At 66.6% G+C, this 15,731-nt stretch carries 13 protein-coding genes and 2 tRNA genes; 7 read left to right on the plus strand and 8 right to left on the minus strand.

Features of this window, described 5'->3' with window-relative positions:
- Positions 1-2: 2 nt before the first annotated feature.
- Genes rpoB through VYJ16_RS14245 form a run of 3 tightly spaced genes read right to left on the minus strand, consistent with a single transcriptional unit; the run spans position 3 to position 3,631 of the window.
- The gene (gene rpoB, locus VYJ16_RS14235; RefSeq protein ID WP_336350967.1) at positions 3-1,832 is read right to left on the minus strand and encodes a DNA-directed RNA polymerase subunit B; all 1,830 of its coding nucleotides are present in this window, start codon (positions 1,830-1,832) and stop codon (positions 3-5) included.
- Position 1,833: 1 nt separating this feature from the next.
- Positions 1,834-3,399 carry a DNA-directed RNA polymerase subunit B'' gene (locus VYJ16_RS14240; RefSeq protein ID WP_323675319.1) on the minus strand — a complete coding sequence of 522 codons (1,566 nt, stop codon included), beginning with the start codon at positions 3,397-3,399 and terminating at the stop codon, positions 1,834-1,836.
- Between the two features lie 4 nt (positions 3,400-3,403).
- A complete protein-coding gene (locus VYJ16_RS14245; protein WP_336350968.1) occupies positions 3,404-3,631 on the minus strand; it encodes a DNA-directed RNA polymerase subunit H in 228 nt (75 codons plus the stop codon).
- Positions 3,632-3,895: 264 nt separating this feature from the next.
- Between VYJ16_RS14245 and VYJ16_RS14250 the strand changes: the two genes are divergently transcribed.
- The 4 genes from VYJ16_RS14250 to VYJ16_RS14265 all read left to right on the plus strand — a co-directional run bounded on the left by VYJ16_RS14250 (position 3,896) and on the right by VYJ16_RS14265 (position 5,813).
- Positions 3,896-3,968 (plus strand) — tRNA-Asp (locus VYJ16_RS14250).
- A gap of 265 nt (positions 3,969-4,233) precedes the next feature.
- A complete protein-coding gene (locus VYJ16_RS14255) occupies positions 4,234-4,647 on the plus strand; it encodes a group I intron-associated PD-(D/E)XK endonuclease (protein ID WP_336350969.1) in 414 nt (137 codons plus the stop codon).
- A gap of 101 nt (positions 4,648-4,748) precedes the next feature.
- A tRNA-Asp gene (locus VYJ16_RS14260) sits at positions 4,749-4,821 on the plus strand.
- Between the two features lie 542 nt (positions 4,822-5,363).
- Entirely contained in the window at positions 5,364-5,813 is a 450-nt protein-coding gene (locus VYJ16_RS14265; protein WP_336350970.1) for an Ig-like domain-containing protein, read from the plus strand.
- A 103-nt stretch (positions 5,814-5,916) separates the two neighbouring features.
- Here VYJ16_RS14265 and VYJ16_RS14270 read toward each other — a convergent pair whose 3' ends face one another.
- From VYJ16_RS14270 to VYJ16_RS14285, 4 genes are all read right to left on the minus strand, one after another.
- The gene (locus VYJ16_RS14270; RefSeq protein ID WP_336350971.1) at positions 5,917-6,651 is read right to left on the minus strand and encodes a protein-L-isoaspartate O-methyltransferase family protein; all 735 of its coding nucleotides are present in this window, start codon (positions 6,649-6,651) and stop codon (positions 5,917-5,919) included.
- A gap of 24 nt (positions 6,652-6,675) precedes the next feature.
- Entirely contained in the window at positions 6,676-7,671 is a 996-nt protein-coding gene (locus VYJ16_RS14275) for a class I SAM-dependent methyltransferase (protein ID WP_336350972.1), read from the minus strand.
- A 69-nt stretch (positions 7,672-7,740) separates the two neighbouring features.
- Entirely contained in the window at positions 7,741-8,373 is a 633-nt protein-coding gene (gene pcm, locus VYJ16_RS14280; RefSeq protein WP_336350973.1) for a protein-L-isoaspartate O-methyltransferase, read from the minus strand.
- Positions 8,374-8,536: 163 nt separating this feature from the next.
- On the minus strand, positions 8,537-9,190 hold the full coding sequence (locus VYJ16_RS14285; RefSeq protein ID WP_336350974.1) for an HVO_0476 family zinc finger protein: 654 nt from the start codon (positions 9,188-9,190) through the stop codon (positions 8,537-8,539).
- A gap of 113 nt (positions 9,191-9,303) precedes the next feature.
- Between VYJ16_RS14285 and VYJ16_RS14290 the strand changes: the two genes are divergently transcribed.
- Positions 9,304-10,050: a DUF5806 family protein gene (locus tag VYJ16_RS14290; protein WP_336350975.1), complete on the plus strand. Its 747-nt coding sequence runs from the start codon at positions 9,304-9,306 to the stop codon at positions 10,048-10,050.
- 592 nt (positions 10,051-10,642) lie between these two features.
- Here the strand turns inward: VYJ16_RS14290 and VYJ16_RS14295 are convergent.
- Positions 10,643-11,167 carry a DUF7529 family protein gene (locus tag VYJ16_RS14295; RefSeq protein WP_336350976.1) on the minus strand — a complete coding sequence of 175 codons (525 nt, stop codon included), beginning with the start codon at positions 11,165-11,167 and terminating at the stop codon, positions 10,643-10,645.
- 163 nt (positions 11,168-11,330) lie between these two features.
- On the opposite strand from VYJ16_RS14295, the gene VYJ16_RS14300 reads away from it, so the two are divergent.
- Together VYJ16_RS14300 and VYJ16_RS14305 are read left to right on the plus strand one after the other, a co-directional pair.
- Positions 11,331-13,895 carry an ABC transporter ATP-binding protein gene (locus tag VYJ16_RS14300; RefSeq protein ID WP_336350977.1) on the plus strand — a complete coding sequence of 855 codons (2,565 nt, stop codon included), beginning with the start codon at positions 11,331-11,333 and terminating at the stop codon, positions 13,893-13,895.
- Positions 13,896-14,046: 151 nt separating this feature from the next.
- Entirely contained in the window at positions 14,047-15,729 is a 1,683-nt protein-coding gene (locus VYJ16_RS14305) for an ABC transporter substrate-binding protein (protein WP_336350978.1), read from the plus strand.
- Positions 15,730-15,731 lie beyond the last annotated feature (2 nt).

Here is a 15,731-nt window from a genome sequence, read left to right on the forward strand (position 1 = left end):
GTTCAGACTGCGTCCTCCAGTTCGAGTCGCGGCGCGATACCGAGCGCCTTCATCTCGTCCAGCAGGAGCTTGAAGGCGTAACTCATCTCTATCTCGTGGATGTCCGTCTCCTCGCCGCAGTTCGGACAGTAGACACGCCGCTGGTCGACGTTCTCCACCGCACTCATCCCGCACTCCCCGCAGACGTTGATGAACTCGCGGTCGGACTCGTCGAGCAAGCGCTCCTTGAGCGCCATCGCCGCACCGTGCCCGATGAGGACGTCGCGTTCCATCTCCCCGACGCGCAGACCGCCCTCGCGAGCACGCCCCTCCGTAGGCTGTCGCGTGAGCACCTGCACGGGACCACGCGAGCGCGCGTGGAGCTTGTTCGACACCATGTGGTAGAGCTTCTGGTAGAAGATGACCCCGACGAAGATCTCCGCCTCGATCTTCTCCCCGGACACGCCCGAGTAGAGGATCTCCTTCCCCGAGGAGTGGAACCCGCGGTCCTCCAGTCCACCGCGGATCTCGTCCTCGTTCTCGCCCGTGAACGGCGTCCCGTCGACGCGGCGTCCCTCGAGCGCGCCCGTCTTCCCGCCGAGCATCTCGAGAACGTGCCCGACCGTCATCCGCGACGGAAGCGCGTGCGGGTTCAGGACGAGGTCCGGCACGACCCCTTCCTGCGTGAACGGCATGTCCTCCTGGGGTGCGATGTGCCCGACGACGCCCTTCTGGCCGTGCCGGCTCGCGAACTTGTCCCCGAGCTCGGGGATGCGTTCGTCGCGCACCGAGACCTTCGAGAGCTTCGAGCCGTCCTCGCCCTCCATCAGCGTCACCGTGTCCACGACCCCGGACTCGCCCGAACGCATCGTCACGGACGTCTCGCGGCGCTTCTGGGGGCTGAGGCCACCCATGTCGTCGGGTTCCTCGAGGAACCGCGGCGGACTCGTCTTCCCGAGGAGCACGTCGTTCTCGCCGACGCGCGTCTCCGGATTCACGAGACCGTCCTCGTCCAGGTGCGTGTACGCCTCCTCACCACGTGCGCCACGCACGTCCTGACTCGGAATCTCGAAACGGTCCTCCTGGCCACCCGGATACCGGCGTTCCTCGCCCTCGTACGTCCGGAAGAAGTGCGACCGCGCGAGCGCACGGTCCACGGACCCCTGGTTCATCACGAGCGCGTCTTCGATGTTGAACCCCTCGTAGCTCATCACCGCAACCACGAAGTTCTGGGCCGCCGGCCGGTCGTCGTACCCGATCTGCTCCGTCGTCTGCGTCTTCACCATCGACAGCTGCGGGTAATGCAGGAGGTGCTGGCGCGTGTCCGGCCGAATCCGATAGTTCGCGCTCGGCAGCCCCAGGCTCTGCTTGATCATCCCCGCACCCATCGTGATGCGCGGACTCGCGTTGTGCTCGGGGTACGGAATCATCCCCGCACCGATACCGAAGATGAGCTGCGGGTCGACCTCGAGGTGCGTGTGGTCCGCCGTCACGTCCTCGCGGTCCACGGCGACGAGGATGTCCTCCTCCTCCTCCGCGTCGATGAACTCGATGCGACCGTTGTCGACGAGGTCCTGGAACTCGAGCTCGCCCTCCTCGAGCGCCTCGATCTCCGTCTCGTCGATGAGCGGCTCGCCCTCCTCGACGACGATGAGCGGCCGACGCGCACGCCCCGCGTCCGCGTTGATGATGACCTCGCGCGTCCGGTCCTTCACGGACACGTTCACCATCTCCGAGATGTCGCCGAACCGCCGCTCCTCGCGGATTTGGTCGGCAAGCTGATGCGGTTCGGGATGTGTCCCGACGAGACTACCGTTCACGTACACCTTCGCTTCGCGTTCCTGTTTACTCATGTTAGTCGTCAGCGGGCTGATCGTGCCCCTGGCCCTGCAGCCCCGGGATACCCTCCACGCCCATGGAGTCGAGTTGTCGCTTCAGTCCCTGTTCGTCCTCGATGTTCTGTGAGAGCTCCATCGCTTGCGCGAAGTTCTTCACGAGCCCACAGTTCGGTCCCTCCGGCGTCTCCGACGGACAGATACGACCCCACTGGGTCGCGTGCAGGTCTCGCGCCTCGAAGTGCGGCTGCGACCGCGACAGCGGCGAACGGAGCCGACGCAAGTGACTGAGAACACCCATGAAGTCCGTGCGGTCGACGAGCTGGGAGACCCCAGACCGCCCGCCAACCCAGTTCCCCGTCGCGATCGGGTGCTCGAGGCGCTCCGTCAACACGTCCGAGCGAACCACAGTGTTCACGGAAAGCTGCCGGTTCCGCATGTTCGCACGCTCCAACTGGTACTTCACGTCACGCGCCAGCTTGTTCAGCGCCGTCCGGAACAGGTCCTTCATCAGGTCCCCCGAGACTTTCAGGCGCTTGTTCGCGTAGTGGTCCTTGTCGTCGCTCTCGCGGCGCCCGAGCGCCAGCTCGAAGCACGCCTCCGCCATCCGGCAGAGGTAGTACGCCTTGTTGATGCGGGTCTCCTCCTCCTCGACGCCCTCCTCGTGGAGGTGCGGGAGCAGGTACCGGTCGATGACGTAGTTCGCGCGCTTCAGCTGGTAGTTCTTCCCCTGGCCGCTCGCGACGCGCTTCCCGAGCGCCTCGATCGCCTCCTCCTCCGTCTGGACTTCGGCGGCCTCGAGGTTCTCGAGCATGTACTTCACGACCTCCGGGTCGTCGCTGACCCGATGCACGATCTCCTCGTCGGACTCGAGGCCGAGTGCACGCACGAGCGTCACGAAGTTGATCGACCCGGACACCGACGGGAACGACACCTCGAGCAGGCCGTCGCGCGTCCGCTCCGTCAGGACGAGCGCCCGGTAGCCACGACGCTGACTGAACGTCTTCGCCACCTGGATCTCGTCACCGTACTTCGTGTCGTACTCCGCGAGGATCTTGTTCGGCGCCAGGTCCTCGCTCGTCATCAGCACGCGCTCGCTGCCGTTCACGATGAAGTACCCACCGGGGTCAGCGGGGTCCTCGCCGATCTCGATGAGTTCCTCGTCGCTGAACCCAGCGATGTTACACTTGTCGGAGCCGACCATGATCGGCATCCGACCGACCTTCGTCTCCGTCTTGTCGACGACGCGCTCCTCGCCCTCCTCGCCCTTCACGATGGACATCTCCATGAACACGGGCGCGGAGTACGTGATGTTCCGGAGGCGCGCTTCCTGCGGATACAAGAGCTCCTCGGAACCGTCCGCCTCACGCACACGCGGCGTGACGACGCGAACGTCGCTCAGTTCCACGAACACCGGCTCCTCACCTTCCTTGTCGCCGATGTCCGTCTCGATCGTCTCCTTCTCGTCGACGACCTGCTGCATCCCCCGGTTCAGGAACGAGTTGAACGACCGGAAGTGATGTTCTGCGAGGCGATCCTTCCCGAAATACTCCTTCGAGATAACGCGTCTGTTTGCTCTATCCATTATGTTACTCTACAACAAGTCGGTACACGACGGCCGTGTCTGTTGTTCGCGAATCTCGAACGATCTTCACGACGTCACCGACGCTCGCCTCGTCCGGGAGCGCCGGGTCCTTGCGCTTGATCTTCGGTAAGTCGGTACGGTCGATATCGTACTCTTCGAGCACGCCCTCGAGTTCGTCCTCCTCGAGGAGCGTGTGCTCTGGCACGAGTTCGTGGTGGCTTACATTTACCATGAGTGTGTCTGGCGGGCGGGAGAAACTGCTGTCACGAGATACTACAGGCTCATACAGACGGGAGGCATTTAACACTTGCCAAGTACGCGCGCGGCGTGGCCACTCTCGCGACCCGCCGGGAGGCAGAGGGCGGCAACGGCGGGCCACCGACCTTACCCTACCTAAGAACGCTACCGACATAAAGCGTTTGTGCCACGATGAACACACCCACACCCGTCCCGAGTAGAAAGCCTTAATCGTCTAACCGCGATACGTGAGAGTGCAGCCCGGGTGGTGTAGTGGCCCATCATACAACCCTGTCACGGTTGTGACGCGGGTTCAAATCCCGCCTCGGGCGCTTCTTCGAACGCTACTCCGTGAGCGATGAGCTTGCTCGTCGCGAACAAGACGCGTTCGAAGAACGGACGAATGAGATTTGAATCAGGGAGCGAACGAACGTGAGCGACCGTGGTTCAAATCCCGCCTCGGGCGCTTCTCAGAACGCCATTCCGTGAGCGACGAGCTCATTCGTCGCGAACACACCCGTTCGGAGGACCCAGAACGGCGGGAGGACGTGGCAGACGGAGGCGGTATTCTAAGTCCAAGAGCGCGCAACGCTCGTCGTGTCGGTCGAGAATACGGAAGCGCTTGGAGACGAGACCGAGGTGGCAATCTTGCACCAACTGGTCGAGGCAGGGTGGAGCGTGTCGATTCCGTTCGGTGACAACGACAAGTACGATCTCGTCGTCGACGACGGCGACGCGTTGTGCAGGATTCAGTGCAAGACCGCTTGGCGCAACAAACCGGAGACCATCCGGTTCGATACCCACTCGCAGACGACGAAGGATGGCGACTATCACGAGGCAACCTATGAAGGAGGAGCAGACGCATTCGTCGTCAGGTTCCCGGAGAGCGGGCAACTCTACTGGATCGACGTCGAGGATGCGACCGAGCAGAAGATGGAGTTGCGGTTCGACGCTGCAATCGAGCATCCGTCGATCAATTGGGCGACTGATTACGAATTTCAACCCCGGTAGTTCGCCAGAGAGCGCTGCGGAACCCACAGCATGACACGACCCCGCACTGCCCAGGCAATTGAAAAGGTATAAAAACTCTACCCTCCTTCGTACTGATGGAAGCCCGGGTGGTGTAGTGGCCCATCATACAACCCTGTCACGGTTGTGACGCGGGTTCAAATCCCGCCTCGGGCGCTTTCTGCTTCCAACAACGAACGAGGAGCGTAGCGACGAGTGAGTCTGGAAGCAGAAACGCCGAACGGGGTTTGGAGCAGCGAGCGAACGAACGTGAGCGACCGTGGTTCAAATCCCGCCTCGGGCGCTTTTCCAGCGACTAACTGCCGAGCGCAGCGACGAGGCTGTCGTCGTCGCGACGCGGAACGGTATCTGCGGGAGGGAGCACGCTTTCGAGCGACGCGGGAGGCGTGGCTGCTGGGCGTGTGCGAGTGGGGTCGTGACTGTGACGAGTAGGTGCGGGGAAAGTGTCAGAGGCGGTGGCGTTGGGGCACTTCCATCACCAGGGTGCCACCGTTTCGGGGTCGTCGACAGGCGTCTCCATGGTGGATGACAGGCAGTCCCGTCGACGACTTTGGCTTCTGGTGGAGTGGTATTAGTGTTCCCGGAGACTCAAGTGGTCGTTTGATACTCCGTGCGGTGCTCGTTCGAGCGTTCGTTGCGGGGGTGGATGGGTGGGTGGGTACGTGGGTTCTTGTGGGAGGGGGCGGCGAGGGTGGGGTATGCGTCTGGCCCTGTTCGGTCGTGATGGTCGTGCTATCGAGGGGTTACCGGTTCGGCTCGTGATCGCGCTCGTGGTGGGTGTGGCGAGTCTGTCGGTGATGATGAACATGCTTGCTGGCGTGGGTGGGTTGGCGGTGCACGAGGTGGATGCGCGGCCGACGCCGGCGGTGGTTGCGGAGGGCGAGTCGTCGGTGACGGTGCGGGTGGTGGACGATGCGGGGGAGCCGGTGGAGAACGCGACGGTGGTGTTGACGTCGGGGTCGGCCGACCTGGACGGGGTGGTGACGGGGCGGACGGGCGAGGATGGCCGGGTGTCCGTATCGGTGTCGGCGTCGTTGGCGGCGAATCGCGACCAGGGAACGGTCGAAGTGACGGTGAAGCCGCCGGCCAGCGGTGGGTTCGTGGACGACCGGGAGAACGAGATGCTGTTGGTGGTCGAGGACGACTAGGTGCGGGTCGGTGTCCGTGTGGGTGCGCGGGGCGGTCAGTCCCACACGAGCACGCCGCCATAGAAACGGCGACCTGCCGGTCGGCGTATGCCCGGAGAGTCAGTCAGTCCCACTCGATCCAGTCTTGCTCCCAGCCGGTCTGGGATTGGGCGGCGCGGGCGGCGCGTTCGGCGTCTTCGCGTGCGGTACGGTTGCGTTCGATGGCGCCAGCTTGTTCGCCGTCGGCGAGGAGTGGCTGGAAGGCGACGGGGCCGTGCGTGGTCTCGGTGCCGTCGGCGGCGACGGCGGTGAGCGTCTGTCGGGGGCCGTGGCCGCGTGGGAGGACGAGTCGGCCGTCGGGTGCGAGTTGGTCGCGGAGGGCGCGCGGTGGGTCGACGGCGGCGGCTTCCACGAGGATGCGGTCGTAGGGCGCGTACTCGGGGAGGCCGCGGGCGCCGTCGCGGCAGTCGACGAGGACTTCGGGGTAGCCGGCGTCGGCGAGGTTCCGGCGGGCGTCGTGGACGAGCGGGCGAGTGATGTCGACGGCGTGGACGCTTCGACTGCCGACGATCTCGGCGAGCACTGCGGGGGTGTAGCCGACGCCGGCGCCGACGACGAGGACGTCGTCGCCGGGTTCCGGTTCGAGGACTTCCAGTAGGCGAGCGGCGGTGCTGGGGCTGAGGACGCGCGTGCCGCGGTGTTCGAGGGACTGGTCAGCGTACGCTCGGCGTTCGTCGTCGACGAACGCTTCGCGGGGGACGGTTCGCATGGCGAGACCGACCGCGTCGGTGTCGACGACGCTCTTGGCGTCGTGTTCCAGGCTGTCGACCATGTCCTCTCGCAGCGCCGCGGGCTCCATACCTCGACGTTCGGGTGCGAGGGATTAAGTCCTTCGTGGGGTTGCGACGACGGCGTGCGCGTCGAGTCCGGGGACGGCGTGGACGTCGACGGCCTGGAACCCGGCGGTTTCGAGCGCGGTCTGGAGGTCGTCCTCGGTGCGGTGGTTGCCAGGGTGACCGGTTGCGAGGGCGTCGAGGCGACGCGTGGGGGTGCGTGGGGAGCGGTCCTGGAGGTGTTCGACGAGGACGAGTGCGCGCTCGGACGCTGGGGGCCGGTCGGTGGCGTCGGTGTCGGTGTCAGTGGGGTCGGCGCTGGGAACGAGTGCGTCGTGGGCGCTGGACGCGAAGGCGTCGATGGCGTCGTCGTCGAGGCGTGGCGTGAGGTCGGTGGCGAAGACGAGGTCGGTGGTGGGGAGGGGGTCGCTGAGTGGGCCGGTGTCGAGGTCGACGTTTCGGGGCTCGAGGAGTGGACGTGCGGCGTCGATGCGGGCGGGGGTGTCGCGGAGCGTGACGTCGTGGCCGCGGGCGCCGAACTCGGTGGCGTGCTTACCTGGACTGCCGCCGACGTCGACGACACTGGTGGCACCGGGTGCGGCTCGTTGTGCGGCGCTGACGGCGGCGCTGACGGCCGCGTCGGGGGTGGCCTGGCGGGCGCCGAGGCGGTTTCGTTCGTGGTCGTCGCTACGGGCGTCGCGGGCGGCGGCGACGGGGTCGTCTTCGGTGAGCGTCTCGGGGAGGGCGGCGTACGCGCCGAACCGGTCGATATCCTGGGGCGTGGTGCCGATGGAGCGGAGGTCGGTCTTCGTGAGGAGGCCGAGCGCGCGGTTCGTGGGCTCGTACGCGCCGTCGACGACGTCGAAGAACCCGCGGTCGGCGAGGACGTCGACGAGAACGCTGGCGGCGCGGTCGTCGAGGTCGGTGCGGGCGGCGACGTCGCTCGGGGTGTCGGCGTCGTCGAGGAGCGCGTCGAGCGCGCCGGTCTCGCGGGCGGCGCGGAGCGCGGCGACGGTCGCGAGCCGGTCGCGTGCGTCGTCGTTCATACGACGGCGGTCGGTCGCGGACGCCGTAAGTCCGCCGCTCGCGGGCGTCCCTGCTCCACTGGTTGGTGGTCAGTCGCGCATGGTGACGAACCGGACGCCGCCGCGGTCCTCGCGGTCGAGGCCGCCGTCTCGTTTCTCGGCGTACACGAGGCGCTGGCGGCCGTCGCCGATGGGCGCGAGGAGCCGGCCGCCGTCGTGGACCTGGTCGACGACCGCGTCGGGGAGGTCGGTCGCGGCGCACGTGAGGTACGCGGCGTCGTACGGCGCGTGCTCGGTCCAGCCGTCGCGCCCGTCGCCGACGCGGACGCTGACGTCGCCGTACCCGACCTCGGCGAGCGTCTCGCGAGCCGTCTCGGCGAGGCGGTCGCTGTATTCGACGCTGTAGACGTTCTCGGCGCCGACGACCGCGGCGGTGACGGCGGCGTGATACCCGCACCCGGTCCCGATCTCGAGGACGCGCTCGCCGGGGTCGAGCGCGAGCGCGTCGGTCATGATGGCGACCATGTGCGGCGCGCTGATGGTCTGTCCGTCCGCGATCTGGAGCGGGCGGTCCTCGTACGCGGCGGACCGGTCGCCGCCGCGTACGAACGCCTCGCGGGGGACGGCGCGCATCGCGTCGAGCGTCGACGGTCGCGACACGTCCCGGCGTTCGGCGAGCCGGTCGACGAGCGCGTCGCGCCGCTCGGCGAAGTCGGGAGTCACGGTCTAGGTGTCGGTTCGCGTCGAGAAGAATGTTCGCGTCAGGTCGCTGCGACGACCGGCCGAGAGGGGTCCGGGCGGACCGGCCGACCGTTCGAGCGTTGTCGTTACCGGGCGGACCGGCCGACCGTTGTCGTTACAGGCGGACCAGGCGGTCGGGACCGCGCTACCAGGCCGACCAAGCAGTAGTGTTCTCGTCCCAGGCGTACACGCGCTTGAGGTCCTTTGCGACGACGCTGTCGCCGTCGTGGTCGAGGCTGTCGCGGTCGTAGCCGACGGCGTCCTCGCGGACGTTCAGGCCCTTGATCGTGAACTCGTCCTCGCCGAAGCTCTCGGTCTCGCCGATGGTGAACTCGAAGTCGCCGGGGACGTACACCTTGATGGAGCGCGAGTCGTCGTGCGTGCCGTCTCGAGGGTGCACGGTGACGTTCACGGGGACGTTGTCGACCTCGCGCGTCCAGATGGTCTCGACGTCCTCGGCGGTCGCTGCTTCGCGACGTCGTTGTTCGCTGAGTTCGAGGCTCGTGATGCGGACGGTCATGAGGGCTTCGGGCGTGTCGAGCACGAACTCCTCGCCGACGGCGAGGGTCTCCTCGGCGGGGACCTCGGCGCTGGAAGTGAAGGATTCGCCGTCCTGACTGACGACGACGTCGATGTCGATGGTCGTCTCCTCCTCGATGCGGGTCTTGTGGGTGTGGTCGCACTCGGTGCAGCGCACGGTGTACTGCGCACCTGTTGCGGTGAGGACCTCGTGGACCGTCTGCGTCGCTGGCGCGCACGAGGGGCACGCGAGCGCGACGCGCTCGGCGGTATCGCTCATATCCGGGATACCGCGTCCAGCCCTAAAAGCCGTCCGAGTTGCGTTCGCGGGGCGTTCGAGTGCGTCTCCGTGGGGGCGAACGCTTTTTGGCGTGCGCCGGGCAACGGCCGGGTATGACCGAGAACCCGCCGGCGACGGCGGACGACGACGATGGACGTGAACCGGTGGCTGCGAGCAGCGACGGCGAGGGACGCGAGTCGCGAGCGGCGTCCGACGACGTCGAGCCAGCGGATGGTGGCGGACCGACGGGTGGTGACGAACCGGGTGGTGACGACTCGACGGGTGACGACGACCCCGGGGCTGCCAGCGACTCGGCGGGTGACGGCGGGCCGTCGCCGGGGGTACCCGACGAGTCGAACCTGCCGAGCGACGACGAGGTGCCGGCGGACGTCCAGAAGTACGAGCGGTTCACGAAGATGGACGGCGCGCAGTACGAGCGCGTGAACGACTTCATCCGGGAGCGCACGTACGTGACGGCTCGGGAGTGGGCGATCGCGCGGTTGTGCGCTGACTTCCGGACGGAGACGGGCGTGGAGATGACGAAGATCGGGGAGAACCTCCCGGAGCTGGTGCCGTTCATGACGGATACGTACACGCCGCAGGCGGTGAATCAGGCGCGGGCGTCGTTCGAGGAGAAGGTCCGGAAGGCGGGGGCGACGTTCCTCTACGGCGCGATGTGTGACTTCTTCACGGCGGAGGAGCTGGACGACGTGATGTACGAGTCGACGGAGGTCGCGAAGTTCCTGCTGGAGGTCGAGGGCGTTGACCTCTCCGTTGAGGAGGAGTTGGACGCCGAGGAACGCATCTCGTCGGTGATGCGCGAGGTCCGGCAGGCGAGCGAGGAGTTGCGCGACGAGTAGCGCGGCGAGTAGCCGTCGGTTACGTCGGTCGCTGTGCGGTGGGCTGCGAGTAGGCTGGTTCTTCGTCGAGGTCGAGAATCCGGAGAGAGCGTAATGGTGCGGTGCGCCGCAATCGGCCTCCACCCCCGTGATGGCCGACAGGACCGTCCACCGCGATACGTGCGTGGAATCGAGCCGCCCGTTGTGTCGGGTTGGCCTGCCTCTGCGTTCGCGGCCGACGCCTCGTCGGCGGTGAACGCTATCCTACCGGATGGGAGCGTCGTAGATAAAGGGGGAGAACCGTTTGAGACGGTTTCTGGGAGTATAGCGCTTCTTGCCCGGTTTCAAGCGGGGTTCGCTGGTTCTCAGTGGGTGGTTGAACGACGGGTGGAAGCGGGTCGTGGTCTGGGTCGGCGGCGAACCGGTCGAAACCGGTTTCGTCTGTCGATTCAAGGCCCGGTTGAGGTGCTTCTGGCGGGGGTATCTTCGCCGCAAAACCGCAATGATGTCACCTCCCCAATCAGTGTCCGGGTATGGTTGGCTATCCAACTGCTTTGCGTGGTGACTCGGGGTTCGGACGTGCCACAGAACTCGCGCGCGCCGCGGTGCGAGGTTACTCCTCGGCGGGTGGGAAGAACAACGACGGGTCGTCGTGCGTGAACGTCGCGACGTGCTCCGAGGAGAGGTCCCGGACGTGCGTGCGCATCTCGCCCTCGCGAGTCGCTCGCTCGATCATGTCCTGGGCGACCTCGTCGTCGCTGTCGTAGAACGCCGGTGCGATGACCGCGATGTCGCGCCCGGTATCCTCGACGACGATGACGAGGAACACGATGCCGGTCTCGACGGCGCGGAACACCGAGCACGCGTCGAACGCGGCGTCGTCCGCGGTCACGAGCTCGGAGAGTTCGCGCGCGAGCTCCCCGGGGACGACGAGGTCGAGACCGAACCGGTCGACGGTCGCGTGCTGACCGGACGTCGGCGCGATGTCGCCGGGGAACACCTCGACGACGTCCCACCCCTCCTCGCGGTACTCTTCGACCGTCGCCTCCATGTCCGCGACGACCGCGTCCCAGTGGTCGAGGACGCCCTCGGGCGGCAGGTGCTTCTCCGGGTCGACGTCGACGTGGTCCTCGTTCATGCTCGACTCCGCGTGACCGCGCTCCAAGAGGGTTTTGGAAGCGAGCGCGCAGCCCGGCGGCCGGAGCCGTCAGTTTGCAGTCGCCGGGTTGGCGAACGTATCGCCGAACCCGCGGGGTTCGTGTGGAAACGCTTTTCACGGGTGGCCGTGCCACGTGCGGATAGTGACTGATCTACTCTCCATCTCCGGCCTGCACACCCGGTTCGATACCGAGCGAGGGACGGTTCGCGCGGTCGAGGACTTCGACCTGACCATCCCGGAGGGGAAGACCGTCGGACTCGTCGGCGAGTCCGGCTCCGGGAAGTCCGTGACGGCGTTGTCGGCGATGGGGCTCGTCGACGACCCCGGGTACGTCGCCGAGGGAAGCGTCGAGTTCCAGGACCGCGACCTCGCCGAACGGTTCGCGAACGAGTACCCGAAGCAGGCGCCGAACTTCGTCGACGAGAGCCGCGGCGTCGTCGACCTGACGCAGGCGCCCGAGCCGGCGATGCGGTCGGTGCGCGGCGGCGAGATGAGCATGATCTTCCAGGACCCGATGACGTCGCTGAACCCGGCGGTCACGGTCGGCGAGCAGGTCGCGGAGAGCCTGCGCCTGCACCGGTACGGGAACCGGTCGAAGGACACGTGGTGGAACGCGGTCCGCGAGATCCTCCCGCAGTTCGGTGGGAACGGTGGGATGGACGAGCAAGTCCTCGAGGACACCGTCGACATCCTCGAGGAGGTCGGCATCCCGGAGCCGACCGCGAGGCTCGACGAGTACCCCCACGAGTTCTCCGGGGGGATGCGTCAGCGCGTCCTCATCGCCATCGCGCTCGCGTGCCAGCCCCAGCTCCTGATCGCGGACGAGCCGACGACCGCGCTCGACGTCACCATCCAGGCGCAGATCCTCGACCTCATCAACGAACTCCAGGACGAGCGCGGGATGAGCGTCCTGTTCATCACGCACGACCTCGGCGTGGTCGCGGAGACGTGCGACCGCGTCGCGGTGATGTACGCGGGGAACGTCGTCGAGGAGGGCCCCGTGGAGGAGATCTTCGCGAACCCGTCGCATCCGTACACGTACGCGCTCCTGGAGTCCATTCCGCAGGAGGACAAGGAGCGGTTGACGCCCATCGAGGGGAACGTCCCGGACCTCATCGACATGGACGAAGGGTGTCACTTCGCGGATCGGTGTCCGTGGGCGCACGAGGCGTGCGTCGGCGAGGAGATCCCCTACAAGCAGCACGGCGGCGCGGGCGTCGACCACGTCTCGAAGTGCGTGCTCGACGAGTTCGACGAGAGCGAGTACGCGAGCGACCAGGAGGGCATCCGTTCGGACGACGAGACCGCGATCGGCGAGCCGCTCGTCGAGGTCCGGGACCTGAAGAAGCACTTCTCGCGAGCGGACGACCTCCTCGACAAGTGGTTGTCGCGGGAACCACAGAGCGTGAAGGCGGTCGACGGCGTGAGTTTCGACATCCGCGAGGGCGAGACGCTCGGGCTCGTCGGCGAGTCCGGGTGCGGGAAGTCGACGACCGGTGAGACGGTGCTCCGCCTGCTCGAGCCGACCGACGGGAGCGTCGTGTTCGCGGGCGAGGACCTCGCGGACCTCTCGGGACAGGACTTGCGCGCGAAGCGCCGGGACATGCAGATGATCTTCCAGGACCCGCTGTCGAGCCTGGACCCGCGGATGACCGTCGGGCAGATCCTCATGGAGCCACTGAAGATCCACGACCTGCCCGAGGAGCGGCCGCCCGAGGGCCAGAGTCGACGCGAGCAGCGTCGCGAGCGCGTCATGGAGCTCATCGACGAGGTCGGGCTGTCGCGCGACCAGGTCGACCGGTACCCCCACGAGATGTCCGGCGGGCAGCGCCAGCGCGTCGGGATCGCGCGAGCGCTCGCGGTCGACCCGGACTTCATCGTCTGCGACGAGCCCGTGTCCGCGCTGGACGTGTCCGTGCAGGCCCAGATCTTGAACCTCCTGGAGGACCTCCAGGAGGAGTTCGGGTTGACGTTCCTGTTCATCGCGCACGACCTCAGCGTGGTCCGGCACGTCTCGGACCGCGTCGCGGTGATGTACCTCGGCGAGGTCGTGGAGGTCGCGGACACGCAGTCGCTGTTCGCGAACCCGAAGCATCCGTACACGCAGGCGTTGCTGTCGTCGATTCCGGTCCCCGACCCGACCGTGGATACGGACGATCGCGTCATCCTCGAAGGGGACGTGCCGAGCCCCATCGACCCGCCGTCGGGCTGTCACTTCCGGACGCGGTGCCCGCAGATTATCCCGCCGGACGACGTCGACCTGCCCCAGGAGGCCTACCGGGAGGTGATGAGCGTCCGTCAGCGTATCGAGGACGAGTCCATCGACCTGACGTTGGCGTGGGATATGGCGAAGGAGAAGTCGCAGGCGACGGCGACGGACGGCGGGACGACCGTCGACGGCGGTGGTGAGATGCCGTCGTCGGTGGACGCGTTCGTCGACGTGCTGTGGCGCGAGCTGTTCGAGGACCCGTCCGTCGTGAAGGGGCGCTCGCGTGCGTTGCTCGACGAGGCGTTCGAGCAGCTGGCGCGCGACGACTGGGAGGGGGCGGCGGCGACGCTCGCGGACCACTTCGAGAGCGTCTGTGAGACGCGTAATCCCGTCCTGCAGGACGACGAGCATCCGTCGGCGTGTCACCTCTACGAGCAGCCGGCGAACGCGGTCTCGGGGACGGGAGCGGACTCGACGCTCGGCGCGGACGATACGTAGCGCGACGACCCGGGCCCCAAGGACGAACTACGGTCGTTGTAAATTTATATACGAGTCGCGGCCGGAGAACGCGTGCTTTCGCTATCAGGCGGGGGAATCCCCTGACAACACATCACGAACCTATATATAGGTGGCCTTGGTGGCGTTGGGTATGGCAGATGGTGACAACGGCATGGAGAGACGTGACTTCCTGAAGACAGCCGGTGCGGCGACCGCGGCGGCGACGACCACCGCGACCGCTGGCTGTATCTCGAGTCTGACCGGCGGCAGCGGCGGTGGCTCGCTCGTGTACGCACGCGGCGACCACCCCGAGAACTACGACCCCCAGCAGACCACGAGCGGGGAGGTCGCGAAGGTCACGAACCAGATCTTCGACCAGCTCATCCAGTTCCAGCCGGGGAGCGGCGGCCAGCTCTCCGACGGGCTCGCGAAGAGCGACGGCTGGACTCTCAGCGGGACCACCGCGACGCTCGAACTGAAGGAGGACGTCACGTTCCACGACGGTAGCGACTTCACCGCCGCGGACGTGAAGGCGACCATCCGACGGTTCACGGACGAGAACTACCAGTACTACCTCGGCACGGAGAACGCCTCCGGGTACGCCGGGTTCACGTTCGGGAACTGGGTCGACAGCATCGACGCGTCCTCGGAGTACACCGTCGAGTTCACGCTCACGCAGAAGTACGCGCCGTTCCTCCGGAACCTCGCGATGTTCGCCGCGGCGATCCTCTCGCAGGACCAGATCACGAGCCTCGACGACCAGACCGCACTCGGTACGGACCCGATCGGGACGGGGCCGTTCTCGTTCGACGAGCTCGACAACTCGAACCAGCGCGTTCGCCTGGCGGCGAACGACGACTACTTCGGCGACGGCCCGAACGTCGGCGAGGTCATCTTCAAGACGATCGGCCAGAACTCCTCGCGTGCGCAGGACGTCGTGAACGGCGACTCGCACATCACGGACAACCTCGGCGCGGAGTCCTCGACGACCATCGAGGAGGCCGACACGGCGCAGATCAAGTCCAAGCCCGGCATCAACACGGGGTACATGGCGTTCAACATGGCGCGCAAGGAGGCGTTCCGCGACCGCCGCGTCCGCCGCGCGATCAGTCTCGCGGTGAACACGGAAGCCATCGTGAACGACATCTACCAGGGCTTCGCGGTGCAGACCGGGCAGCCGCTCCCCGAGGGCGTCATGGGACGGAACCCGAACGTCGAGCCGTACCCGACGGACAAGGAGCAGGCGCAGTCGCTGCTCGAGGAGGCCGGGCAGACGGACATCGAGTTCGAGCTCGCGACGTTCAGTAACCCGCGCGGGTACAACCCGAGCCCGATCCAGACGGCGAACCAGGTGAAGTCCGACCTCGAGGAGATCGGTCTGAGCGTGAACATCAACCAGTTCTCGACGTTCTCCTCGTACCTCGATTACACGTCCGCGGGGAACCACGACGCGTGTTTCCTCGGCTGGTACACCGACAACGCGGACCCGGACAACTTCCTGTACGTCCTGCTCGACCCGAAGGTCGACATGGACGCCGTGCCGGACGGCCAGGACTGGGTGAGTTTCGACACGGAGGGCTACAGTACCCTGAACGTCGGTGGCTGGGCGAACACGGAGTACATGCAGCTGGTGCGTGACGGTCAGTCGACGTACGACGAGGCGACGCGCAAGCAGAAGTACCAGCAGGCGAGCAAGCTCGCGCACGACGAGGCGCCGTGGATCTTCGTGGATCACGCGAAGACGATCCGCGCGATCAACGAGGCGGTCGTCTCGGACTCGTTCACGGTGAGTTCCGTCGGCGGTCCGTACCTGGAGCTCGTCGAACTCCAGTAAGC

This window comes from Halorubellus litoreus (assembly GCF_037081675.1).
Taxonomy (GTDB): domain Archaea; phylum Halobacteriota; class Halobacteria; order Halobacteriales; family Natrialbaceae; genus Halorubellus; species Halorubellus litoreus.